Source organism: Actinomyces sp. ZJ308, from assembly GCF_011752065.1.
Taxonomy (GTDB): domain Bacteria; phylum Actinomycetota; class Actinomycetes; order Actinomycetales; family Actinomycetaceae; genus Actinomyces.
Genome location: NZ_JAAIJY010000001.1, coordinates 12637 through 33684, shown reverse-complemented (window position 1 = coordinate 33684; position 21048 = coordinate 12637). Strand labels below are relative to the sequence as shown.

Annotated in this window: 19 protein-coding genes; 11 read left to right on the top strand and 8 right to left on the bottom strand. The window is 70.8% G+C overall.

Annotation, left to right across the window (positions count from 1 at the left end; genetic code table 11):
- Positions 1–68 precede the first annotated feature (68 nt).
- Genes HCR68_RS00140 through HCR68_RS00130 form a run of 3 tightly spaced genes read left to right on the top strand, consistent with a single transcriptional unit; the run spans position 69 to position 3579 of the window.
- The gene (locus tag HCR68_RS00140) at positions 69–1487 is read left to right on the top strand and encodes a phosphoglucomutase/phosphomannomutase family protein (protein WP_167145051.1); all 1419 of its coding nucleotides are present in this window, start codon (positions 69–71) and stop codon (positions 1485–1487) included.
- A gap of 23 nt (positions 1488–1510) precedes the next feature.
- Complete coding sequence (locus HCR68_RS00135; RefSeq protein WP_167145049.1) at positions 1511–2329, top strand: sugar phosphate nucleotidyltransferase; 819 nt, start codon at positions 1511–1513, stop codon at positions 2327–2329.
- The gene (locus HCR68_RS00130; protein WP_243858824.1) at positions 2326–3579 is read left to right on the top strand and encodes a galactokinase family protein; all 1254 of its coding nucleotides are present in this window, start codon (positions 2326–2328) and stop codon (positions 3577–3579) included. The genes HCR68_RS00135 and HCR68_RS00130 overlap by 4 nt, the downstream gene beginning before the upstream one ends.
- A 35-nt stretch (positions 3580–3614) precedes the next feature.
- Here HCR68_RS00130 and HCR68_RS00125 read toward each other — a convergent pair whose 3' ends face one another.
- Positions 3615–4994, bottom strand: coding sequence for an arginine deiminase family protein (locus tag HCR68_RS00125; RefSeq protein WP_167145047.1), 1380 nt, complete (start codon positions 4992–4994; stop codon positions 3615–3617).
- A 1006-nt stretch (positions 4995–6000) separates the two neighbouring features.
- Between HCR68_RS00125 and HCR68_RS14035 the strand changes: the two genes are divergently transcribed.
- The 3 genes from HCR68_RS14035 to HCR68_RS00110 all read left to right on the top strand — a co-directional run bounded on the left by HCR68_RS14035 (position 6001) and on the right by HCR68_RS00110 (position 8579).
- The gene (locus tag HCR68_RS14035) at positions 6001–6720 is read left to right on the top strand and encodes a hypothetical protein (protein WP_243858823.1); all 720 of its coding nucleotides are present in this window, start codon (positions 6001–6003) and stop codon (positions 6718–6720) included.
- Positions 6713–7384, top strand: a complete 672-nt coding sequence (locus HCR68_RS00115) for a response regulator transcription factor (protein WP_167145043.1) — start codon at positions 6713–6715, stop codon at positions 7382–7384. The genes HCR68_RS14035 and HCR68_RS00115 overlap by 8 nt, the downstream gene beginning before the upstream one ends.
- A gap of 88 nt (positions 7385–7472) precedes the next feature.
- Positions 7473–8579: a 1,4-dihydroxy-2-naphthoyl-CoA synthase gene (locus tag HCR68_RS00110; RefSeq protein WP_167145041.1), complete on the top strand. Its 1107-nt coding sequence runs from the start codon at positions 7473–7475 to the stop codon at positions 8577–8579.
- A 405-nt stretch (positions 8580–8984) separates the two neighbouring features.
- On the opposite strand, the gene HCR68_RS00105 is transcribed toward HCR68_RS00110, so the two are convergent.
- The 3 genes from HCR68_RS00105 to HCR68_RS00095 form a co-directional block, all read right to left on the bottom strand.
- Positions 8985–9944: an anti-sigma factor gene (locus HCR68_RS00105; RefSeq protein WP_167145039.1), complete on the bottom strand. Its 960-nt coding sequence runs from the start codon at positions 9942–9944 to the stop codon at positions 8985–8987.
- Positions 9941–10579: a sigma-70 family RNA polymerase sigma factor gene (locus HCR68_RS00100; RefSeq protein ID WP_208320458.1), complete on the bottom strand. Its 639-nt coding sequence runs from the start codon at positions 10577–10579 to the stop codon at positions 9941–9943. The genes HCR68_RS00105 and HCR68_RS00100 overlap by 4 nt, the downstream gene beginning before the upstream one ends.
- Before the next feature lie 75 nt (positions 10580–10654).
- Positions 10655–12352 carry a cytochrome c biogenesis protein CcdA gene (locus HCR68_RS00095; protein WP_208320457.1) on the bottom strand — a complete coding sequence of 566 codons (1698 nt, stop codon included), beginning with the start codon at positions 12350–12352 and terminating at the stop codon, positions 10655–10657.
- A gap of 226 nt (positions 12353–12578) precedes the next feature.
- Between HCR68_RS00095 and HCR68_RS00090 the strand changes: the two genes are divergently transcribed.
- Positions 12579–13001 carry a hypothetical protein gene (locus tag HCR68_RS00090; protein ID WP_167145035.1) on the top strand — a complete coding sequence of 141 codons (423 nt, stop codon included), beginning with the start codon at positions 12579–12581 and terminating at the stop codon, positions 12999–13001.
- Positions 13002–13313: 312 nt separating this feature from the next.
- Complete coding sequence (locus HCR68_RS00085) at positions 13314–13895, top strand: DUF1440 domain-containing protein (RefSeq protein WP_167145033.1); 582 nt, start codon at positions 13314–13316, stop codon at positions 13893–13895.
- Positions 13896–14263: 368 nt separating this feature from the next.
- Here the strand turns inward: HCR68_RS00085 and HCR68_RS00080 are convergent, their stop codons facing one another.
- Entirely contained in the window at positions 14264–15235 is a 972-nt protein-coding gene (locus tag HCR68_RS00080) for a 1,4-dihydroxy-2-naphthoate polyprenyltransferase (RefSeq protein ID WP_243858822.1), read from the bottom strand.
- Positions 15236–15401: 166 nt separating this feature from the next.
- Here HCR68_RS00080 and HCR68_RS00075 point away from each other — a divergent pair, with 166 nt between their 5' ends.
- On the top strand, positions 15402–16526 hold the full coding sequence (locus tag HCR68_RS00075) for an ADP-ribosylglycohydrolase family protein (protein ID WP_167145029.1): 1125 nt from the start codon (positions 15402–15404) through the stop codon (positions 16524–16526).
- Positions 16523–17455, top strand: coding sequence for a PfkB family carbohydrate kinase (locus HCR68_RS00070; protein ID WP_167145027.1), 933 nt, complete (start codon positions 16523–16525; stop codon positions 17453–17455). Before HCR68_RS00075 ends, HCR68_RS00070 begins: the two co-directional genes overlap by 4 nt.
- On the opposite strand, the gene HCR68_RS00065 is transcribed toward HCR68_RS00070, so the two are convergent.
- On the bottom strand, positions 17439–18803 hold the full coding sequence (locus tag HCR68_RS00065) for an AMP-binding protein (RefSeq protein ID WP_167145025.1): 1365 nt from the start codon (positions 18801–18803) through the stop codon (positions 17439–17441). The two genes, HCR68_RS00070 and HCR68_RS00065, sit on opposite strands and share 17 nt — an antisense overlap.
- Positions 18804–18889: 86 nt before the next feature.
- On the opposite strand from HCR68_RS00065, the gene HCR68_RS00060 reads away from it, so the two are divergent.
- A complete protein-coding gene (locus HCR68_RS00060; RefSeq protein WP_167145023.1) occupies positions 18890–19357 on the top strand; it encodes a PLD nuclease N-terminal domain-containing protein in 468 nt (155 codons plus the stop codon).
- Between the two features lie 186 nt (positions 19358–19543).
- Here HCR68_RS00060 and HCR68_RS00055 read toward each other — a convergent pair whose 3' ends face one another.
- On the bottom strand, positions 19544–20326 hold the full coding sequence (locus HCR68_RS00055) for a hypothetical protein (RefSeq protein WP_243858821.1): 783 nt from the start codon (positions 20324–20326) through the stop codon (positions 19544–19546).
- Positions 20323–21012: a histidine phosphatase family protein gene (locus HCR68_RS00050; protein WP_167145022.1), complete on the bottom strand. Its 690-nt coding sequence runs from the start codon at positions 21010–21012 to the stop codon at positions 20323–20325. Before HCR68_RS00050 ends, HCR68_RS00055 begins: the two co-directional genes overlap by 4 nt.
- Positions 21013–21048 lie beyond the last annotated feature (36 nt).

The following is a 21048-nucleotide window of genomic DNA, read 5'->3' as shown; positions in this document are numbered from 1 at the left end:
CCCATGTCCACCCATATCCGTGCCGCCGCCCCAGGCCGGGCAGCGGCCACCTCACCCGAGGAACAACCATGATCCACTTCGGCACCGGCGGCTGGAGAGCCGTGATCGGTGATGAGTTCACCCGCGCCAACGTCAGGCTCCTGACCCAGGGACTGGCCAACCGCATTCTCACTGAGGGCACGGCCGAGCAGGGCGTCGTCATCGGCTACGACCGCCGCTTCCTGTCGGACACCGCAGCCTGGTGGGCCGTCGAGGTTCTTGTCGGCAACGGCGTCCGAGTCACCCTCATCGACCGCCCCTCCCCGACTCCCACCACCATGTGGACCGTGCGCCGTCTGAAGGCCGCCTACGGGATGGCCGTGACCGCCTCCCACAACCCGGCCCTGTACAACGGCATCAAGATCTTCCTGCCCGGTGGCCGCGACGCCGACCTGGAGTTCACCGACGAGCTCGCCGCCTCCGTGAGCCTCCTGACGGATGAGGACGTGCGCAGCGTCGAGCCCCATGTGGCCCGCGCCTCCGAGCTGGTCACCGTCCAGCGCTCCATCAACTGGTACCTGGACGCGATCATCGACAAGCTCGACACCGAGACGATCCGCCACGCCCACCTGCACATCGTGCTGGACCCGATGTTCGGGGTCTCCGAGACGAGTCTGCAGACGATCCTGCTGACCGCCCGCTGCCAGGTGGACGTCATCCACGACCGTCACGACCCGCTGTTCGGTGGCCGCATGCCCTCGCCCGCCGAGGGAACCGTGACGACCCTGCGCAACGCCGTCGTCGAGTCCGGAGCCGATCTGGGCATCGCCACCGACGGCGACGCCGACCGTCTGGGAATCATCGACGACACCGGCGCCTACCTCACCCCCAACCAGGTCCTGGTCCTGCTCTACGACTACCTGCTGACCCGCAAGGGATGGACGGGCCCGGCCGTGCGCAACATGTCCACCACCCACCTGCTGGACCGGGTCGCGGCCGCCCACGGGCAGACCTGCTACGAGGTGCCCGTCGGCTTCAAATGGATCAGCGCCAAGATGGCCGAGACCGGCGCCGTCATCGGAGGCGAGTCCTCCGGCGGCCTGACCGTGCGCGGTCACATCCCCGGCAAGGACGGGGTCTACGCCGGCTCCCTGCTGGTCGAGGCGGTGGCGGCCTCCGGCAAGAGGCTCTCCGAGCTCTATGCCGATATCGTGGAGCGGTACGGCGAGCTCGTCATGGTCGAGGGCGCCTACGGCTTCACCTCCGAGCGGCGCGCCGAGCTGGAGGAGCGCATCTTCTGCGCCCACGATCTTCCCGCCTTCGACCATGACATCGAGCGCGTCTCCTGGGAGGACGGCTGCAAGGTCTACTTCTCAGGCGGCGGCTGGGTGACGATCCGCTTCTCGGGCACCGAGCCGCTCCTGCGGGTCTTCGCCGAGATGCCCACCGGTGACGAGGCCCGGGCGACCGCGGCCGCCGTCGCGAGCCACTACGGCCTGGGCGCCTGAGACGAGCAGGAGGACGGACCCACATGACTGACGCAGCAGACTTCACCCGCACCGCCGTCGTCCTGGCCCGGGGCCTGGGCACCCGCATGCGGGCGGCCGGGCCGACCGGCTCGGGCCTGAGCTCCCGGCAGGCCGCTGCCGCCGCCTGCGGCTACAAGGCCCTCATGCCCATCGGGGAGCACCGGCTCATCGACTACGGCCTGTCGGCCCTGGCCGACGCCGGCATCACGCGGGCCGTCCTGGTCGTCGGCCCCGAGCACGAGGACTTCCGCAGTCACATCGACTCCCTGGAGCTCAAGCGGCTCACGATCGACCTGGCCGTCCAGGCCGAACCCCGGGGAACGGCCGACGCCGTCCTGGCCGCCGAGCCGGCCGTGGGCGCGGAGCCCTTCCTCATGGTCAACGGGGACAACCACTACCCGCTCCGGGCGCTGCGCGACCTTGCCCATCACCGGGGCCACGCCCTGGCCGGCTTCGAGCGCGCCGCACTCGTGGCGGACTCGAACATCCCCGCGGAGAGGATCGCCGCCTTCGCGCTCGTACGCGCCCGCGACGGGCTGCTGGAGGAGATCGTCGAGAAGCCCTCCCCCCAGGTCGTCCGGGCCGCCGGGGCCCACGCCCTGGTGTCGATGAACGCCTTCGGCTTCACCAGCGAGATCTTCGCCGCCTGCCGCCGGATCACCCCCTCACCGCGCGGCGAGCTGGAGATCGTCGACGCCGTGCGCGCCCTGCCCGGCCCGGTGTCGGTCCTCCCGGCCACCGGGGCGGTCCTGGACCTGTCCCGTCGCGAGGACATCGCCGCGGTCGAGGCCCGCCTGGCCGGAGTGGAGGTGTCACTGTGAGCCCGGTGATGGGCCGGACGCCCGAGGAGGCCGCGTGGAGGGTGCCCGGGCGCGTCGAGATCCTGGGCAAGCACACCGACTACGCCGGCGGCTCGGTCCTGGTCGGCGCCGTCGACCGGGCGATCACGGCGCGAGCACGGCGCACCCAGGGGCCGCCGTCGTCCCTGACCGCGACCACTGACGGCGGCGATCCCGTCACCCTGTTCGCCGGGGTGGACCCCGGCCTGGAGCCGGGTCACTGGGGCCACTACCTTCAGACGGTGCTGGACCGCCTCACCCTCAACTTCGGGACCTCCGCCGCGGCCCACCTGTCCATCTCCTCGGACCTGCCGCCGGCCTCCGGGATGAGCTCGTCCTCCGCGCTCGTGTGCGCCACCGCCCTGGCCCTGGCCGACCTCAACGGGTGGAGCCGGGATCCCCGGTGGGTCGAGGCGATGCCCGACCGGCTGTCCCTGGCCGGCTACCTGGCCGCCGTGGAGGGCGGACGGGCCTGGCACGACCTGCCGGGGACCACGGGGGTGGGCACCCGCGGCGGGAGCGAGGACCACACCGGCATGCTGTGCGGGGCCCAGGACCGGCTGCTCCTGGCCGGATTCGACCCGATGCGCATCATGCGGACCGTCTCATTCCCCTCCCAGTGGGCGCTCGTCATCGGGGTGAGCGGGGTTCTGGCGCACAAGACCGGCGCGGCCCTGGAGGACTACAACCGCGGGCCGACCACCGTCCAGTCGGTGCTGGCCAGGTGGAACGAGGCCACTGGGCGCTCCGACGCCTCGCTGGCCGGCGCGGTCAGGCACCTGGTCGGGGACGCCGACGGCGAGCAGGCGGCCGGCGATCCTGCCCTGAAGGAGCTGCTGAGGCTGTGCGAGCCCGGCTATGAGCGGGAGAGGATCGAGCAGTTCCTCATCGAGTCCCTTGTGCTGGTGCCGGCCGGCGCTCGGCTGATCGCCGCGGCCGACCCCGGCGTGGGCGAGGTTCTGGAGCGCTCCCAGGACCTGGCCGACCGGGGCCTGCGCAACCAGGTGCCGCAGACCCGGCTCATGGTGTCCCTGGCCCGTGAGGTGGGTGCCATCGGCGCCTCCTCCTTCGGCGCCGGGTGGGGCGGGTCGGTGTACGCCCTGGTTCCGGCCGATCATGCCGAGGACTTCGCCACCCAGTGGCTTGAGGCCTACCGGGACCGTGAGGGCCTGGCCGAGCGCGCCGCGACGATCGTGACCAGGCCGGGACCGGGGGCCCGCCGGCTGCTCTGACCGGAGGCCGTGCTCACCCGGCGATCACACGGCGCTCACACGGCGTCGCGGGTGACGGGGCAGGTCATGCAGTGCGAGCCGCCGCGGCCGCGCACGAGCTCGACGCCGGGGGTCTCGACGACCTCGATGCCGGCCTTGCGCAGGGCGTCGTTGGCGCGCTGGTTGTGGGCGTAGCCGATGACGCGCCCGGGTGCCAGGGCGACGACGTTGCAGGAGTCACGCGCGAGCTCGCGCAGGGCCTCGGCCTCGTCGGAGGCGCCGGGGCTGATGACGCGGAAGGAGTCGATGCCGGCGGCGCGGGCGAGGACCGCGTCCATCTCGGAGCCGTCGTGGACCGTCACCTTGAGGGCCCGGCCGGCCGTTCCGGGCTCGATCTCCACCGTGGTGACCTCGGTGAAGCCGGGGAAGCGCAGGTAGGTATCGGGGCTGACCTTCGTCATGAGGGTGTCCAGGTGCATGACGGCCTCGAGCTGGGTGTAGAAGGCGGCGTCGGGCATGTGGACGCCGATGACCCTGTCCGCCACCCCGGCCTCGAAGAGCTGGGAGGCCAGGCGCTCCACACCGGCGGCGGTGGAGCGGTGCGTGAGTCCCATGACGAGGGTGCGGTTCCCCAGGATCTGGAAGTCGCCGCCCTCAATGGTGGAGGCGGCCGAGACCCGGCCCTGCTCGCACCACAGGCGGGTGACGGAGGCAGACCGGTTGGCGGTGCTGCCGGCAGGGCCGCCGGCGGTGGAGCCGCCCAGCTCGGCCAGGCGGGGCGCGAAGGCGGGGTGGTAGCGGTAGACGGCCTCATAGCCGACGGCCTCGCGCCGGCGCGGCTCCAGGGCCATGGAGTTGACGGACACCCCGCCGTAGAGCCAGGCGGAGGTGTCGCGGGTGAAGAGCAGGTTGGGCAGGGGGGTGACGACGAACTGCCCCTCCAGGGTGGACAGGTAGGTGGAGGAGAAGAGGTCTCGCCCGTCGGCCTGGCTGAGCCGCTCGCGCAGCTCGGTGCGGGTGATGCCGGCCAGGAGCACCTCGGCGAGCTCGGCGTCGGGAAGGGACTGGAAGTAGTCGATGAGCAGCTCGGAGGCGGAGACGCCGACGACGTCGGGGCCGACGGCCTCGTCCAGTACCAGGTCGCGGGCCTCGGGCACGGCGAGGGCCTCGGTGAACAGCTCGCGGAAGTCGTGGACGACGACGCCCTCGGAGCGCAGGATCGCGGTGAAGGCGTCGTGCTCGGCCTGCGCCCGGGGGATGTTGAGGGCGTCATCGAAGAGCAGGGAGTCGGCGTTGATGGGGGTCAGGCGGGCGATCTCCCCGCCGGGGCGGTGGACGATCACCTCGCGCAGGGCGCCGGTCTCGGAGTCGACTCGCCCCCCGCCGTCGGCTACGGGGATGAAGGGGCGGCTGGCGGTCTCACCGGTCTGCGTCATGGTCACAGGGTAGCGGGAGGCGGAGGAGGCGACCCGCGCGTGTCCTGTGCAGGCGATTAGGAGAGCGGAGATCCGCTCCGTCTCGACGCCTTTTGTTGAGCAGCGAATCAGTTGGGGCGCCGAAGATACGCAGTTGTCACAAACCGCAAGAATGGTAAGATAAATTGCCTTAATCACCCCTCACAAGTCAGGAGTTCCCCTCATGAAAACCGTTGCCCGCATCTCCCTTGTCGCCCTCCTTCTGGCGGGCTTCGCTGCACCGGCCAGCGCCGCGCCGACCAGCACGCGGGTGAGCCACGACGATTCGGTAACTACTTTTGGCCCGCCCCAGGTGGACTGGTGCGCTTTCCCATCCTCTCCATGGTGCGACCGATCAACCAGCTGGTGGTTCCGCCGTTGACACCACCTCGTCACCCCTAAGTCCCCACCACTTAGGGGTGACAGTATTTTACTCTCGGACACCCCACACAACAACAAGCCTCGACAGTAATTACTTTTACTTTCCAACACCTCGACGACAATGCAGAAAACCAGTTTCCTCTCGACACTGCGGGTGCAGTACTACAGATTCTTACCGCACCTGAGGAGAGCCGCACTGTTGTTGACCGCCACCTCCATACTCCTCCTAGATTTCATCACATTTTTCACCTACAGCGGCACAAAAAGGATACTCCTCGAAGCTCTCCTATTCCTCTCATTCATACCTTTCACTTACGCGAAGGATCGCCGTATCGGTGTATTAATATTTTCTACTGCACTGATATCGACTTTTATCGTACCTAATACACGGCCAGGATGGGCATGGGCATTCGTTTACGTGATCATCGTAGACCTCCTTGTATCCAACAAGATACGATTGGCGTTCATTCAGGCACTAGCATTCTATTTCGCCCAGATGGCCTCGGGACTCCCTCCTCTTGTCACCACAGTTTCCACGATCTTCTGGTTTCCCATCTGCGCTTCTGTCAGCATCCTGATTCGCACCGCCAAAGATCGCCTGGAGGAGATGCAACGAGAGGCGGAGCGCTCCAAGGAGGCAGCAGCCGAGCTCATTCAGCAGCTGCGCCGCGACATCGCCGACAGCCTCCACGACGACCTGGCCGCCGACCTCACCCGCATGCTCATCATCTCCCGCTCCATCAGACTCCCGATCGGCGAAGACCGCGATCGCATGCTCGACCTCCAGGACCGCACCCAGCAGGCCCTCACCCACCTGCGCCTGCTCATCCACAACCTCGCGATCTCCCAGGGGCCGCCCAAGGAGGAGCCCACGCTTCAGGAGATCGTCGACTCCAGCGTCTCCACTTTGGCTCAGCGTGAGATCATCCTGGACGCCGACCTGGCCGGCATTGAGGGGATCCCGGCGCTGCACCGGTCCGAGCCCGGCCGGCTCCTGGTCGCCTTCATCCGCGAGAACACCCTCAATGCCCTGAAGTACAACTCCCCGCACGACCTGGTCTCCCTCTTCGTGGAGCAGGAGAGGGACACCCTCTTCATCAGCTGCAGCTCGCCCTGGCGCGAGCAGAAGGTCCCCGAGGAGATGCACGGAGGGTACGGTTTATGGGCGCTCCAGGACCGGTTCGAGAACGCCGGAGGATCTCTCAGCTCCAACCGGATCGGAGCCTCCTGGACCGTTCTCGCCAGCCTCCCCTGGAACGAGATCGCCATACCAGCCACTAATGCACGATCCCTCATATCACCGCCGGACGGAGCCGCTTATGCCTAGCCACACCCTGCGTTCCCTACGAGTCCTCATCGTTGATGACGACCCCCTCATCCGCACCACTTTCGCCGAGCAGCTCGACACGCAGCGGGCCATTACCGTCGTCGCCGCCGCCTCCGGCGGGAGGCAGGCCATCAGTCTCCTCATGACCGGGCAGCAACCGGTCGACGTCGTCCTGCTGGACAGTGATATGCCGGATATGGACGGGGCCCAGACCGCCAGGGAGATCTACCGGCGCTTCCCCAAGATGCCCATTGTCATGTTCACGGTCTTCAGCCGTGACGAGATGCTGGCCGACGCCCTGGCCGAGGGCGTCAACGGGTTCATCACCAAGGATGAGAGCACGGAGAACGTTGCCGCCGCGCTTCTGCGAGCCAGCCGCGGCGAGCCCGTCATGTCCTCACGACCCACGGAAATGCTCGTCAACGCCTACCAGTCCGAGCAGCGCCGCGCCACCGCGGAGGCCCGCATGCAGCAGCTGGTCAACGAGCTCCCGCCCCGGCTCCAGGACATCTACACCTGCCTCCTGGAGGGCCTGACCAACCGGCGCATCGCCCGCAAGCTCGGCATCTCGGAGAACACCGTGCGCATCTACGTCTCCGAGGTCCTCCACCGCCTCGGCCACACGTCGCGCACCGAGCTCATTGCCGCGGCCCTGGGGAACTGAGAGGCCGGACTGAGAGACCACGCCAAGAGGTACGGCCCAGCACCGGCGCCCTGGGGCTGAGCGGGCCCAACAGCCCTACGCTGGAGCCATGAACGCCGCCCCCACCCCGACCCACCCGCTGCCGCACCGCGTCTCGGAGATCTTCGACCCCGTCCGCTGGCGGGAGGTGCCCGGCTTCGCCCACGCCGAGCCCGGCACCCAGGCCGCCGAGGCGCTTCAGCAGCAGGCCCTCACCGACGTCACCTACCACCGGGGCTGCGTCCGAGACGAGGACGGCACCTGGCTGCGGGACCTGCCGGTGGTCCGAGTGGCCTTCAACCGCCCCGAAGTGCGCAACGCCTTCCGCCCCCGCACCGTCGACGAGCTCTACCGGGTCCTGGACCACGCGCGCATGAGCGGCGACGTCGGCGCCGTCATCCTCACCGGCAACGGCCCCTCCCCGCGCGACGGCGGCTGGGCCTTCTCCTCCGGAGGCGACCAGCGCATCCGCGGCCGGGACGGCTACCGCTATGAACGGGAGTACGCGCCAGGACAGGTCCCCGACACCCCTCAGGCACGGGCCACGTCCACCGGCGGCGCGGACGGTTACAGCCACGAGGCCGATGTGGCCGCCGCGCAGGCCCGTCTCGACACCGCCCGGGCCGGGCGCCTCCACATCCTGGAGGTTCAGCGCCTCATCCGCACCATGCCCAAGGCCGTCATCGCCGCAGTGCCGGGCTGGGCGGCCGGGGGCGGGCACAGCCTCAACGTCGTCGCGGACCTGTCCCTGGCCTCGATCGAGCACGCCCGCTTCAAGCAGACCGACGCCGATGTCGGCAGCTTCGACGCAGGCTACGGCTCCGCGCTCCTGGCCCGTCAGGTCGGCGACAAGCGCGCCCGCGAGATCTTCTTCCTAGCCCGCACCTACGACGCCGTCACCGCCGAGCGCTGGGGGGTCGTCAACGAGGCGGTCCCCCACGCCGAGCTCGAGGAGCGGGCCCTGGACTACGCGGCCACGGTGGCGGGCAAGTCCCCGCAGGCCATCCGCATGCTCAAGCTGGCCTTCAACCTGGCCGACGACGGCCTGGCCGGCCAGCAGGTCTTCGCCGGGGAGGCCACGCGTCTGGCCTACATGACCGACGAGGCCGTCGAGGGGCGAGACGCCTTCCTCCAGCGCCGCGCCCCCGACTGGTCACCCTTCCCGTACTACTTCTGATCCTGAGACGTCACCCTGTGACGTTTCGATAAGACCACCAGTAACCAAAGGTTCCGAACCCCACCATCAACCATGGGACCGGATTCCTCTCGCACTGGATACGACGTCGGAATCCCTGATCAAAATGAGCGCCAAAACCGAGAGACCGAGGAGGAGAACAAAAGCTCCTGGCGCTTTCCGCAAAGCGGAAGAAGAAAAGTTCGTCATTTCCCCTCACTCCAGTAACCGCTGTTCACGGCCTCTCACGGCCCACCGATGCCGTCGCGGAGAACCGCGGTCGGACGGGCGGCCGCCTCGCAGGCACTGACGTCCGTCAGTGTCCATGGCAGGCCCCCAAGACCGACTTGATTGTTGACTACATCACAATAATGGGTCTGTTTCGTCTCTGCTTCGCACGACCTGCCGCTAGGCGGAGTCGCCGGTGGGACCGGTCGAGGGCTCGGGGGTCGGTGAGCCGGTCGGTGCGCCGGACTGCTCGGAGTCCTCACTCACCCGCAGGGTGACCAGGGGCGGCGTCGTCGGCTGGTCCGATCCACCCGCCGGCTCCAGGGTGATGACGATCTGCTGGCCGGGCTTGGGCATGACGTCGAGGAAGGAGAAGCCGGCGCCGTCCCGGGGGTCGTAGACGCCCAGCGAGGTCGTCCTGTCCCCCTCCTTGAGCCAGACCTGGAGGCTGCGGTCGCCGGCCGACTCCTTCATGGCGGCCGGCAGGGTCAGCGCGGTCATGCTCATGTCGTGGGACCAGGTGAGGGTCGCGACATGACCGTCCGACATCGTGTCGGTGACCCGCTGGACGTCCTGGGCCTGGTTGAGGTGGGCGTAGTGCTGAGTCGGCGCCATGGAGTCCATCGCCTCATCGACCGCGCCCCGCGCGCTCCAGCGCCCCACGCCGACGCCGACGCCGAGCAGGACCACGGCCGCGGCCACTCGTATCAGACCGGTGCGCCAGGCCGACCGGCGCCGACGGCGCGCGTCGAGAGAGACGACACTCGCCTGAGCGGCGTCACCTCCGTGCCCGTCGGCGGCGCCGTCGCTCCCACCGGCACTGTGATCGGCACTGTGATCAGCACTGTCGCCGGTGCCGTTACCGGTGCCGGCAGCACCGTTGGCCCGATCCTGCGGCTCGCCGGCAATGGCCTCCAGCAGGGTGGAGCGGATCGCGGCGGGCGGGGCCACGGGCCTCAGCGAGGCGCCGAGCAGGGCCGCCGTCTCGGAGTCGAGCGGCTCACCATCGAGGACCTCGTCATCGATGGTGCCGCCGTCGTCGATGCCCCGGACGCCGTCAAGGCCCGCGGCGCCCTGCGCACCGGCGGCACCGTTGATGGCGTCCTCGTGAGTCTCGTGAGTGTTGTCGCGGTCGCTCATGACTGCACCCCCAGCTCTCGTCGTAACCGTGCCATTCCGTCCCTGATGCGTGTCTTGACCGTTCCCAGCGGGGTGCCCGTGCGGCGGGCGATCTCCCGGTGGGTCAGGCCGGTGAAGTAGGCCAGCTCGATGGTGGAGCGGTAGGGCTCACCCACGGCCTCAAGGGCCCGGTGCACCTGCTGACCCACGAGCCTGTCCTCGACCTGCTGAACCGTCAGGTCGACGTCGGGCATGTAGTCGTGCCATCGACTCTCCCGGTCCCGGGAGGACTGGGAGGAGCGGACCCGGTCGATGGCCCGGCGCCTGGCCATGGTCACCAACCAGGCCCTGGCGCTGCCCCGGGCCGGGGAGAAGGCGCCGGCCGTGCGCCAGACCTCGAGGAAGACCTCCTGGAGGACCTCCTCGCTCTGGGCACGGTCAACGACGATCTGCAGGATCAGTGCGAACAGGCGAGAGGACCAGGCGTCGTAGAGGCGGGCGAAGGCATCGGCGTCGCCGTCGGCGACCTGAGCGATCCACTCCCCCTCAGAGCTGTTCGTGCTTGTCACAGGGGAATGGTAGGCGAGACCGACGGCGCGGACGGTGCGCGCCGCGGTGCAGGACGTGTATCCCGTTTCCAGCGTCGCCAGGCTCACCGCACCGTCTCCTGCGTCATCTCCCGTGTCGCCTCCCGGGCAGGGCTCGGGGCCGTCGATTCCGTCACCGCCGCGTCACCCGAAGGTGAAGGAGTAGAGCTGCAGCCCGGGTGAGGCCTCCAGCTCGAGCACGCCCGACCCCACCTCATCGGTGCGAACCAGCTCCATCCCGTTGGGCACGCCCGAGACGTGGGTGGTGCGGGTCTGCCCGTTGACCGTCCAGGTCAGGTCGCCCTCCCCGGAGACGACGAGGTTGACCTGCTTGCCGCGGTAGGACAGGCGCAGCCGGCCGGCGCTCTCGACCGGGGCGATCGACTGGGGCTCGACCTTCCAGGTGCCGTCCAGGGCGAAGGTGTCGGCCTGGAGGTTGGAGGGGAAGGCGAAGGAGTGCTGTCCCTTGTTCAAGGTGCCCTGGGCAAAGCCGGAGGCCCGGTCCGAGCCCAGGTAGGTCTCGGGGGTGCGGGGGCTGGAGGAGGCTGCGGCGTCGTCGCCGGCCTCGGAGAAGACGGGGGCGGGGAGGGTCACGTTCGGGTTGGCCTGCTTGAGCAGCTCGCGGACGAGCTTCTCCGTGGCCGCCTCCCCGCCCTCGCCGACGTGCGTCTGGCGGACGTTGCCCTTGGCGTCGGCCAGGTAGTGGGCGGGCCAGTAGTGGTTGTTGAAGTTGGTCCAGGTGGTCAGGTTGGAGTCGACCGCCACCGGGTAGGTGATGCCGAGGCGCTCGACGCCGCCGCGCACGTTGTCGACCTCCTTCTCGAAGGCGTACTCCGGGGAGTGGACGCCGATCACCTGCAGGCCGGAGGAGGCGTAGGTCTTGTGCAGCTTCTCGATGCCGGGGACCGAGCGCTGGCAGTTGATGCAGGAGTAGGCGAAGAAGTCGACCAGGGTGACCTTGCCTGCGCGGTCTTTCTGGGTCAGTGGCTGGTCGCCGGGGGTGTTGAGCCAGGCCACCGTGCCGTCGATGGCGGGCAGGGGCCCGCAGTCACCGAGCTCGGTGGCTCCGGGCCGGCAGGCGCCCGAGGAGCTGCCGTGGAGGAGGGCGTCGGTGCGGGCCTGGAGGGAGGCCGTGTAGTCGGGCAGACGGCGCTGCAGGGCGGCGGGCGCGTCCAGGACGAGTGCCACGGACAGGCCGAGCATGACGACGCCGGCGGTGATGCGGATGGCGCGCTGGCGGGTGCGGAAGGCCCGGATCCGCTCCGTGATGCCGCGCCCGGCCAGGGCGAAGGCCAGCAGCGGGATCGCGGTGCCCAGGGCGAAGGACACGGCCAGTGCGACGGTGTCGACACCGATCCTCCCGGTGGCACCCGCCACAGCGACGGCGGCCAGGACCGGACCGGCGCAGGGGACGTAGGCGGCTCCCAGCACCAGGCCGAGCAGGAAGCCGTTCGAGGGGTTCTTCGAGCCTCCGAAGCGCTGGAAGCGTGCGAAAGGACGCTCCAGGATCTCCATGACCCTCGGAACCATCATGCCCAGGCCGATGAGCGCGAGCATGACGATGCCGACCCACCGAATGAGGTCCTGCGGCAGGTGGAGCAGGCTCAGCAGGGTCGATCCCAGGAGCGTGAACACCGTGAAACTGACCACAAGGCCGCTGACCACGAGGTAGGGGTGAAAGCGGGAGGCGAGGCCGACGTCGGAGTCCTCGCCGTCCCCGCGTGCGCCCTGCGCTCCCGCGGAGAGGAGGATGACGGGCAGGACGGGCAGGACGCACGGTGAGATGCCCGTGATGAGCCCTCCGAGCAGTCCGATGACCACCAGACTAGAGATGGTTGTCACGATGATTCACCCTTTCGGTCCGTTTGTTGTTGCTAGTCTCGAAAGAGGTTCGGAGCTATCGGCAACGGGGATTGTCGAACAACCACATAGCCGTCTATGACGATCGTCACTCACGACGGGCGCCGTCGGTCTCCCGCATGAACTCCATGGACGACGGCGACTCCGGATCCGCAAGAGCGGGCCATCCCGCACTGACACTGCACCAGCAACCGCATAAGGAGAACTCATGCGATTCACCGCTACACGTGCCAAGACCCTCGCCACCTCACTCCTCATCGCCACCGCCGGACTCGGTCTGGCCGCCTGCTCCGGCTCCGGCTCGAGCGACTCCACCACCCCGGCCACCGACCAGACGGCCGGCAGCACCAGCGACGGCGGTTCGGCCGCTCCCAGCGCTGACAGCAAGATGTCCGGCGGCGCCGGCAGCACAGGTGGCGGCTCCGCACAGCCCGGTGGTGCCGGTGGTTCCCAGGGCGGCGACAGCCAGCAGGGCGGCTCCGAGGGCGGCGACAGCCAGGGCGGCTCCGTCCAGGGTGACAACCACGAGGGCCACCAGGGTGGCGCCGACAGCAGCGCTGACAGCCAGCAGGGCGGCGACAGCCAGCAGGGCGGCTCCGAGGGCGGCGACAGCCAGGGCGGCGGCAACTGAGCCGGTAGATCCGCGTTACCCATCCGGCGATGGCCCCGTCGCAGCGACAGGCTGCGGCGGGGCCATCGCCGTACTCAGCTCCCCGCCCCGCCCTGCGCACCGCGCATGAGACACGCACGGGGGCACAGGTGGGACGCACACGGGACACGGTCACCCGCGGATCATGACGGCGTTGCGGCCGGACCATCTCCCGTGCCAGGCTTCCGGGGGCCGGGTCGGCGGACAACGGACGACTAAGACACCGTTCGATCTGCAAGCCGTCCGTCGACCCGGTCATCACACCGCTCGTGCCCCCGACACCAGGAGACACCCATGCTGTCCACCCTGCTGGAGAAGACCGACCCCGCACGACGACGAATCGGGACCGCGATCGTCGTCGGCATCATCGGAGGGTTCTTCTCCGCCATCGTCAAGTTCGGCTGGGAGGTCCCCTTCCCGCCCCGTACCCCGGAGCGCAACGCCACCAACCCGCCCCAGCGGCTCCTCGAGCAGCTGGGGATGAGCCCGGAGCAGTCCCACACCGGCGTCACCTTCAACGGCAACGAGGGTCTGCCGATCTACTCCTTCATCATCCACTTCGCCTTCGCGATCGTCTTCGCCCTCTTCTACTGCGTCATGGCGGAGTACTACAAGGCGATCACGCTGTGGCAGGGGGCCGCCTTCGGTCTGCTCGTGTGGGTGGGGGCGCACCTGGTGCTCATGCCGCTGACGGGCACGGTCCCCTCGCCCTTCCCGTGGGTCGCCGGTGGGCAGACCTGGGCGGAGCACTTCTCGGAGGCGCTGGGGCACGTCATCTGGCTGTGGTCCATCGAGCTCGTGCGCCGCGACCTGCGCAACCGCATCACCCACCAGCCCGACCCGTGGGTTCCGCTCGACGCCGAGCCGGCTCGCTGAGCCACCGGCGCTCAGCGCATCACCCCGGCGTGGGCCGTACCGTTGGCAACGGTGCGGCCCACGCCTGTTCGTCTGCCGTTGTCCGCCGGTCGGCACCAAGAGGAGGCGGGAGGGAAGCCGCGTGCGCTCCACCCGCCGACCACCCGACAACCGCTGGAGACACGATGCCGACCCTGAGAACGAGTCATGCAGAGCCTCGTGACGAGTTCGGGGTTCAGGTGCTCCCGTACCGGCCCCTGCTCCACTACTCCACGAGCCTCGGAGGCCACTGACCGACACTTAACCGCACTGCACGAGCCCCGGGCCGTCGTGGAGTACACCCAGGTGCCGGCCAGTAGCACCCCACCCTCGTGCAGTAGCGGCTGGGCTCACAGGGTGATGATGACGGTGGCTGCGGCGAAGACGATGCCGTAGGCGAGCTCCATGAGCCCGGCGTCGCGCAGGGAGCTGATGAGGTCACGGCCCGCGGCGCCGGCCCGCACCGGAGCGGTCGCCCGCCTCACCAGCGGAACCAGCAGGAGCGGCGCGGCCAGAGCGATGGCCAGACTCAGCAGCGGGCCGACGTGGCCTCCGCCGTCGGCCGGAGCGGCCGAACCGGTCTCCCGCGTCCACACCAGCGCGACGGCCCCAAGCCACAGCGGCAGCCAGAGCATGAGGGAGAAGGCCCTCCTTGCGCCGCTCTCCCCCAGGCGGACCGCCAGGGTCATCTTGCCGTGGGCGGGGTCGGTGTCGATGTCGCGCAGATTGTTGACCATGAGCAGGGAGCAGGCGAGCAGGCCGATCCCGCAGGCCGAGGGCCATAGCCACCCCGGGACCGTGTCGGCCTGGACGTAGGTGGTCCCCACGGTAGCCACCAGGCCGAAGAAGATGAAGACGAACAGCTCCCCCAGGCCGGCGTAGCCATAGGGGCGGGGCCCGCCGGTGTAGAACCAGGCGGCCGCGATCGCCGCAGCGCCGACGGCGATCAGCCACCAGTGGCCGCTCAGCGCCAGCAGGGCCAGGCCCAGAAGGGCTCCCAGTGCGAAGCAGCCGAGGGCGGCGAGCTTGACGGTGCGGGGGGTGACCTGCCCGGAGGCGGTCAGGCGGGGAGGACCGGTGCGATCGTCGTCGGTGCCGCGCACGCCGTCGGAGTAGTCGTTGGCCAGGTTGCAGCCGACCTGGAGCGCCAAAGCGACGCCCGCGGCCAGAAGGGTCCGCACCACCGAGAAGTCCCCCATCGCGGCGGCGGCCCCGGCCCCCAGGACCACGGGGGCGACGGCGGCCGGCAGGGTGCGCAGGCGCACCACCTCCGCCCAGCTGGTGGCGCGGGGCCCGCCGTCCTTCGCTGTCTCGCCGCTCACAACGTCCTCCGATCCTCTAAAGTAGGCGGCAGCGACCCTACCAGCGCCGTGACCGGCACAGTGGCCATCACACTGGCCATCACACTGGCCGGCGCAGGGGCCGGCACAGGAGCCGGCACCTCGGCGGGTGCGACCGGCGGCACAACCCATCGTCAGGAGGACCTCCGTGAGATCACCCGATTCCCGGCCTCGTGACCCCTCGGGCGAGCCTGCGGCTGCGCCTCCAGCCTCTGAGCCCTCCGAGCCCTCTGAGCCCTCAGTGCGTGAGCGCGCCCTGGGGGCACTGACCGGCCTGGCCCTCGGAGACGCGCTGGGCATGCCCACCCAGTCCATGAGCCCGGCGCTGATCCGCCGGCACTACGGCGCGATCACCGGGCTGCGCGACGCCGTGGCCGAGCAGCCCGTCGCCCCCTCGATGCCTGCGGGCAGCGTCACGGATGACACGGAGCAGGCCCTCATCCTGGCCGGTCTCCTGATCGACGGCGGTGGCCGCATCGACCCCCACCGGCTCGCCGATGCCCTGCTGACCTGGGAGGACGGTATGCGCGCCCGCGGCTCCCTCGATCTGCTGGGCCCCTCCACCAAGCTCGCTCTGGAGCGGGTGCGCGCCGGGGCCGACCCGCGCCGCACCGGCCGGGAGGGCACCACCAACGGCGCCGCGATGCGGGTGGCCCCGGTGGGCATCGCCTTCTGCCTCGACAGTGCCGACGACGCCCTGGCCCGGGCCGTTCACGCCTCCTGCCTGGTCACCCACGACACCCGTCAGGGATTCGAGGCCGCCGGGCTCATCGCCGCGGCGGTCAGCGCGGCCGTCGACGGCGCCGACGCCGTCTCCGCCGTGGCGGCCGCGCTGGACTTCGTGACCGCCCACCCAGATGAGGGCCACTGGACGGAGAAGGCCTCGGTGGCCGCCCGCGCCCGCCTGGCCCTGGAGACGAGCCGGGGTCTGCACGGTGACGCCCTGGCCGAGCACCTGCGGACCTGCGTCGGGACCTCGGTGGAGTCGGCCGAGTCGGTCCCCTGCGCCTTGGTCATCGTGCGTGAGTTCGCGCACCGGCCCCTGGACGGACTGTGCTTCGCCGCCGAGCTCGGGGGCGACACCGACACCATCGCCGCGATGGCCGGCGCGATCCTGGGGGCGAGCTCGCCCCGTCTGCTACCCGCCGAGCCGGTCCGCCAGGTGCTGGAGCGCTCCGGGCTGGAGCTCGCTCCGGTCTGCGAGGCCCTGCTCGCGATCCGTTCCGGCAGCCGGGGGCCCGCGGAGAGCGCCCCGGAAGGGAGGCAGTCATGACCGGGCGAGTCATTCACACCGGTCAGGTCGTCATCGATCTGACCCTGCGGCTCGAGGCGGTTCCCGAGCCGGGCGCCGACGTGTTCGCCGACGAGGCCGCCATGGCCGTCGGCGGCGGCTTCAACGTGCTGGCGGCCGCCCGCGGGCTCGACGTCGAGACCCTGTACGCCGGGCCGCTGGGCGAGGGGCCCTTCGCCCAGGCCGCCCGCGGGGCTCTGGAGGCGATCGGGGTGCCCCACGTCGGGCCCATCGCGCCGGGAGACCAGGGCTACTGCGTGGCGATGACAGACGCGCGGGCCGAGCGCACCTTCGTCTCGACGCGAGGGGCTGAGACCCGTGGCCCGGTCGATGCCTTCGACCACCTGGAGGTGCGCGGCGACGACGTCGTCTACCTCTCCGGATACTCGCTGGCCGATGCGGCCCCCACGGCCGCGCTGGAGCGGCTGGTGGGGCGGCTGGTCGAGGCCCGGGTGGGGTGCACGGCACTGTTCGACGTCTCCCCCATGATCGGATCGGTCCCGATGTCCTCGCTGGAGCGCATCGGCGCGCTGGGGCCGATCTGGTCGCTCAACGAGCGGGAGGCGGGTCTGCTGGCGGACCGTCTGGGGCTGCGGGTGGAGGCCGGCGACCACGCCGGCGCCTGCGAGGCGCTCTCGGGCCGGCTCGGGACCGTACTGGTTCGGGCCGGGGAGCAGGGCTCCTGGTTCGCCGACGGCGGCCCGGCGACCCACACCCCGAGCGTGCCGGTGACGCCGGTGGACACCAACGGGGCCGGGGACGCGCACTCGGGGGTCCTGGCCGCCGCCCTGGCCCGGGGCACGGCGATGGCGACGGCGCTGCGCTGGGCGAATGCGGCCGGGGCCCTGACGACGACGCGCTTCGGCCCGGCGACCTGCCCGAGCGAGGAGGAGATCAGGGCTCTGGTATAGAGGAGGGTGTGGAGGGCCCCGGGGGCTCAGCGGACTGTGCGGCAGGATCTGAGGCCGTGTCTGCGGCCTCAGCGAGGATCCGGGCGACCGCGCGCCGGTCGACCTTTCCGCTGGGGCGCAGCGGCAGGGCCTCCAGGACGATGACCCGCTTGGGGGCGTGGGCGCCGTCCAGCCGGGCACGGGCCGCCTGGCGCAGGGCGGCGCCGTCGGGAGCTCCCGAGTCCTCCTGCCCGGCGGAGGGCTCCAGCACGACGGCGGCGACGACGATACTGCCCCACTGCTCATCGGGCAGACCGACGACGCAGGCCTCGGCCACCGCCCCCAGGCCGGTGAGGGCCTCCTCCACGTGGCGGGGCTCGACCTTGACGCCACCGGTGACGATGACGTCGTCCAGGCGCCCCAGGACCTCGAGGCGTCCGTCGGGGCGCAGGCGGCCGCGGTCGGAGGTGGCCAGGACGCGTCCGCCGGCGCTGTCGGCAAAGCCCTCACCGGCGTCGCCGGGCGTGGGCTCGGGTGGCTGCAGGTAGCCCTCGGCCAGGACCGGCCCGGAGATGAGGATGCGGCCGGCGCCGTCGGCGTCCGGGTCATGGATGGAGACCTCCACGCCGTCCAGGGGGCGGCCGTCATAGACGCAGCCGCCACCGGTCTCGCTCATGCCGTAGGTGGGGACCACGGTGATGCCGGAGCCCCGGGCCCGGCTCAGCAGCGCGGGATCGGCGGCCGCGCCACCCAGCAGAACGGCGTCGGCCCCTGCCAGGGCGCTGCTCGCCGCCGGGTCCCGCAGGACTCGCACCAGCTGGGTGGGTACCAGGGAGACGTAGAGGCGGGTGGCGGTAGGACCGGCGGAGGAGCGGGCGGAGCGCAGTGCGTCCGCGAGCGCCGTCGGGCTGAACCCGGCGCTCGTGTCGACCACGACCGGAGCGGTTGCGGCCATGAGGGAACGGGTGAGGATCTGCAGGCCGGCGACGTGGTGGACGGGCAGGGGCAGGAGCCAGGTGCCCGGGCCGCCCAGGCGATCGTGGGTGGCCCGGGCCGAGGCCGCCAGAGCGGCGGCGCTCATCGCGATGAGCCGGCCGGTGCCGGTGGAGGAGCCGGAGGTGCGCAGGAGGAGGTCGCTGCGCGGGGGTAGTCGGGTGATGCGGCGGGCCAGGTCGGTCCGGACCCGGTCAGGATCCTCGCCCGGGCCGATGGGCACGAGCAGCGGGAGCGGGCTCGCGGACGGCCGGCCGTCGCGGGCCGGCAGCAGGCCGCGCTGGGCCAGGCGCTCGGCGAGGGCGGCGCGCAGGGCGGCGACGTCGTCGGGGGAGGTTCCGCCGGTCAGGAGGCGGACGGTGGGCGGGGTGGGCACGGGACGATCGTGCCACGGCCGGTGCCGGACCGGGATGCGCAGGTGCGAAGGTCGGCGGGGCCGTCCGGCTCGGTTAGGGTTGGCCCATGCGTATCGTCCTCCCCGTCCTGGTGTTCGCCCTGACGCTGTACGCCCTGCTGGACTGCGCGCGCACGCCTGAGGAGAGCATGCCGGCGCGGATGCCGAAGTTCCTGTGGATCACCCTCGTCGTCCTGTTCCCCGCCGTCGGCCCGATCGCCTGGATCATCGTCTCGCGGGTCAAGGCCGCTGAGGAGCGCGGCGGCTACGTGGAGCCCACCGTGTGGTCCTCCAAGGAGGGCACGACCTTCCGTCGCCCGCAGCGGGCCCGGCCCGTCGCGCCCGACGACGACCCGGAGTTCCTGCGGGACCTGGAGCAGGACATTCGCCGTCGTAGGCATCATCCGGGGAAGTCCGCCGGCGGCCGTGACGCCGACGGGGCCGGGGAGGAGACCGGCAGGGAGACCAGTCATGAGACCGGGAAGGATGCTGGGGAGACGGACGACTCCGACCGCTCGGGCAGCGACCGACACTAGGTCGTGTGACGAAACTGGGCCTGCGGGGATCTCTCGGAGCCGTGGTAAGGCACGTGATCCGTCGCGGTCGTACCTTAGGTCGCGCGTTCGAGGGGTAGAGGGTACGAACGCGCGACCTACCCTACGAACACGCGGATGCCTCATCGTGCGTTCGCAACAGGGCCTAACCGGCCGGCCTTTGAGGCCTCAGGGCAGGGCGGCGGGTGCCTGGGGCCAGGGGCCGGTGTCGACGTCGTAGCCGTGGGCGGCGGCGTGGATGAGCCAGTCGCCCGGGATCCAGGTGCGCCCCACGATCTGGGGGTGCTCGGGCATGTAGCGCACCGACCACAGGATGAGGACGAGCTCGGCCCACTGCGCCCGGATCTTCAGGCGCACCGAGCCGGAGGCGTTGGCCGCGGCGATGACGATCTCGCCGGTGTCGGTCAGCCGGACCTCCTGGATGTCGGCGTAGGAGATGGGCATGACGCCCTCCCCCGTGCCCAGGTAGATGCCGTGGGTGGACACGGTCAGGCGGGCGCCGGCCAGGTGGCGCCACTTCTCGACGGCGTCGGCCTCGGCGGCGCGGCGGCGCCGGTGGTTGAGGTAGGCCTGCCCGCCGAAGAATGCGGCCGTCAGGGCCAGGCCGACGGGTCCGCCGGCCAGGAAGAAGCCGCGTGAGGGGTTGTAGGTGGCATCCCCGCGCCGCCACATGAGCAGCTCGGCGTCGCAGGTGGCCAGCATGACCTCGCCGGAGCCCAGGGCCGGGCGCACGGGGTCGATGGTCGGTGAGACCGGGTTGGGACGCCGGCCCTGGCGGGTGGCGGTCAGGACGGCGGCGGTGTGCCACCACACGAAGTCCTGCCCGGTCCAGGGGCGCCGCGGGGCGGGCCGCCGGGCCCCGGGGCGCAGCACCTGGCCGGAGGCCGCGGGTCGGGTGGCGGTGCGCACGACCTCGCCGCCGACCGGGCGCGAGGGCGGCTGCTGGGTCACCGGACCGCCTCGACGTGACCGGTGGCGGCCCGGGCGGCGGAGGTGCCGGGCACCATGTCGCGGGCCTGGCGCAGCAGGTCCCCGGCCGGCTCCCAGTAGGCCAGCCCCACTAGGGTGCGGTCCTCGAAGGTCAGCGAGGTCAGGGAGGCCAGGGCGCACTGGCGCCGGCGCGGGTCGTGGGCCAGGGAGCGTCCCTCCAGGAAGAGGCGCAGCGACCAGATGGGCAGCTGGTGGGAGACCAGGAGCGCCTCGTGGCCCTCGGCGACGTCGAGCGCGGAGACGACGGCGCCGCGCATGCGCTCGACGATCTCGCGGTAGGGCTCGCCCCAGGAGGGACGCAGCGGGTTGATGTAGCTGCGCCAGTGGGCGGGGTGGGCCATGATCCAGCGGTTGCGGTTGACGGCCACGCCCTCGAAGCTGTTGCCGGCCTCGATGAGCCGGGCGTCCGTCGTCGGCGCCAGGCCGAAGGCGGCGGCCGTGGGGGCGCCGGACTCCCGGGCCCGCTCCAGCGGTGAGGTGATGACCCGGGTGATGTCGTGCCCGGAGGCGGACAGGACGTCGGCGACCTGTTGGGCCATCTGATGGCCCAGGGTCGACAGGTGGTAGCCGGGCAGGCGGCCGTAGAGGATGCCCTCGGGGTTGTGCACCTCGCCGTGCCGCATGAGGTGGATCGTCGTGCGCGCCATGCGGTGATTCTCGCACGCCCGTCCACCGCGGTCAGC

Bases quoted from the DNA above. Each gene is read 5' to 3' on its own strand.
- HCR68_RS00140 (WP_167145051.1), top strand. From the start codon at position 69: ATGATCCACTTCGGCACCGGCGGCTGGAGAGCCGTGATCGGTGATGAG.
- HCR68_RS00090 (WP_167145035.1), top strand. From the start codon at position 12,579: ATGCGATTCACCGCTACACGTGCCAAGACCCTCGCCACCTCACTCCTC.
- HCR68_RS00135 (WP_167145049.1), top strand. From the start codon at position 1,511: ATGACTGACGCAGCAGACTTCACCCGCACCGCCGTCGTCCTGGCCCGG.
- HCR68_RS14035 (WP_243858823.1), top strand. From the start codon at position 6,001: ATGCAACGAGAGGCGGAGCGCTCCAAGGAGGCAGCAGCCGAGCTCATT.
- HCR68_RS00105 (WP_167145039.1), bottom strand. From the start codon at position 9,944: ATGAGCGACCGCGACAACACTCACGAGACTCACGAGGACGCCATCAAC.
- HCR68_RS00050 (WP_167145022.1), bottom strand. From the start codon at position 21,012: ATGGCGCGCACGACGATCCACCTCATGCGGCACGGCGAGGTGCACAAC.
- HCR68_RS00125 (WP_167145047.1), bottom strand. From the start codon at position 4,994: ATGACGCAGACCGGTGAGACCGCCAGCCGCCCCTTCATCCCCGTAGCC.
- HCR68_RS00085 (WP_167145033.1), top strand. From the start codon at position 13,314: ATGCTGTCCACCCTGCTGGAGAAGACCGACCCCGCACGACGACGAATC.
- HCR68_RS00070 (WP_167145027.1), top strand. From the start codon at position 16,523: ATGACCGGGCGAGTCATTCACACCGGTCAGGTCGTCATCGATCTGACC.
- HCR68_RS00110 (WP_167145041.1), top strand. From the start codon at position 7,473: ATGAACGCCGCCCCCACCCCGACCCACCCGCTGCCGCACCGCGTCTCG.
- HCR68_RS00060 (WP_167145023.1), top strand. From the start codon at position 18,890: ATGCGTATCGTCCTCCCCGTCCTGGTGTTCGCCCTGACGCTGTACGCC.
- HCR68_RS00115 (WP_167145043.1), top strand. From the start codon at position 6,713: ATGCCTAGCCACACCCTGCGTTCCCTACGAGTCCTCATCGTTGATGAC.